The sequence below is a fragment of the Arsenophonus sp. ENCA genome, assembly GCF_002287155.1.
In the GTDB taxonomy this organism is placed as follows: domain Bacteria; phylum Pseudomonadota; class Gammaproteobacteria; order Enterobacterales; family Enterobacteriaceae; genus Arsenophonus; species Arsenophonus nilaparvatae.
Genome location: NZ_NHNG01000234.1, coordinates 1 through 1,508, shown reverse-complemented (window position 1 = coordinate 1,508; position 1,508 = coordinate 1). Strand labels below are relative to the sequence as shown.

At 42.4% G+C, this 1,508-nt stretch carries 3 protein-coding genes; all 3 read right to left on the bottom strand.

Going from position 1 to position 1,508, the window contains the following annotated elements:
* The coding region (locus tag CBG25_RS06095) for a YqaJ viral recombinase family protein (RefSeq protein WP_290605323.1) at positions 1-388 on the bottom strand (388 nt) is incomplete at its 3' end.
* Positions 385-672 (bottom strand): hypothetical protein, encoded by a 288-nt coding sequence (locus CBG25_RS06090; RefSeq protein WP_290605321.1) that lies wholly within the window; start codon positions 670-672, stop codon positions 385-387. The genes CBG25_RS06095 and CBG25_RS06090, both read right to left, overlap by 4 nt.
* Before the next feature lie 24 nt (positions 673-696).
* Positions 697-1,305 (bottom strand): hypothetical protein, encoded by a 609-nt coding sequence (locus tag CBG25_RS06085; RefSeq protein ID WP_290605319.1) that lies wholly within the window; start codon positions 1,303-1,305, stop codon positions 697-699.
* Positions 1,306-1,508: the final 203 nt, after the last annotated feature.

The window sequence follows — 1,508 nt, the reverse complement described above, 5'->3', positions numbered from 1 at the left end:
CCAATGTAGCAAAATGCACTGGAGCAGTTACCGACTTAATTTCAATTACCCCGTCACTGCCTACGAGACCGTCTGGACTATCGCCATAATCACCGAGGTCGAAAAATCCGCCATTGGTGACATCAACATTTCTCTGAATTTCATATAGCATTCTAGCCATCGGCTCTTGTTCATGACCGCGTTGCATATGTGCATTAAAGTAGACATTCTCGGACTTTTTTTTCTTGATGATTTCAAGCGCAATTTGTAGTGCATATTTTTTTGCCGGTTCACCAAAAGCTTTCCCTTGGTTGGCCATGAAGCAGCCGAATTGAGACGCTGTAACTTTTCCTGTTCTCAGTTCATTCCACGCTTCGGTATTTTGTTCTACATCATGCCACTGCATCATGCTGGCACCTCGTAGTAAGCATCACGGCGTTCCATCAAATACAGGAACTGTGCCATTTTTTGCATAACGTCATATAGAGAGTCATTAAAGCTATCGGTTGTTTCTAGTGCCAGCAGCAAGGCATCATGTTCGTCACCTGAATTTGAACTAGAAAATAGTTGAGCAATGTAGGGATTAGTCAATCGCTCGTATAAGTATTCACCCTCTGGTACACATGCCTCCACTTCCTCGATTGTTAAGTGTTTCATCGCCCGAAGAATTTCGTTTTCAGTTTGAATGTCCATGCGGTTTCCTTCTTCGGCGGTAAATTAATATCTTTTCCCCTGCCCAAAAGCACCACCGCTAACCGTTCCTGAATACCCAAGGCGGTACTTACTGCTATTGAGTACATCAGTCGCATTTGTGGTTATTTTTTTCGCTATCTTTTTGTTTGGCTTGCAGGTTGCAAGCGTAAACTTCGCCAACCTATTTACTGCATTCCTTTGCTCAGCAGTTGCTTCTGGATGTTCGTTGTTAAGATGCTGTTTTGCTTTTACCGCCTTAAATACTGATTTACACAGCGGGCAAAAAGCCGTCATTTCCCAAAATTTCACGTATATTCCTTCGTTTGACGTAAAGCAATCTCGCCGCCTTCTTCGGCGGTAACGATTCTTGACTGTATAGAGATAAGCTTTCGTTAAGCAGCGGTTATCAATACTGTCCGTTGGGTATCTGTGTAATTGATTTTTGAATGTAGCAAGAAGGTTTATGAGGTAATTTTCTTGTTCGTTATCTTGGGGCCATGCGCTATCAATAATTTCTTCATTTGAGAGTGTTTTTATTAGATGTAATCGTAATAAACGTACTTCATCTTTCTCTCTGTACTGCTTGATATACATGGTTTTTCTAAGGTTATTGCGTTTTTTCTGTGAGTTCACAATAACTCTCCTCCACAAGAAGATTTTTGCTGAGTACCAAAAGATACTCACCACAAATCCACCTATTGGTTATTCGGTGTATGTGTACGCTGCCGTCAGCGTACCCCGGCTGGAAAGTCCCTACGATAGTAGGCTCAACTCCGCTTCGCATAAACAACCTACGAAGCTATCAGCAAATTACAGGCGCAACTTCCCTGCCATCC

What these genes read in the sequence shown, in the direction of transcription:
- CBG25_RS06090 (WP_290605321.1), bottom strand. Translation starts at nt 672, where the DNA reads ATGGACATTCAAACTGAAAACGAAATTCTTCGGGCGATGAAACACTTA.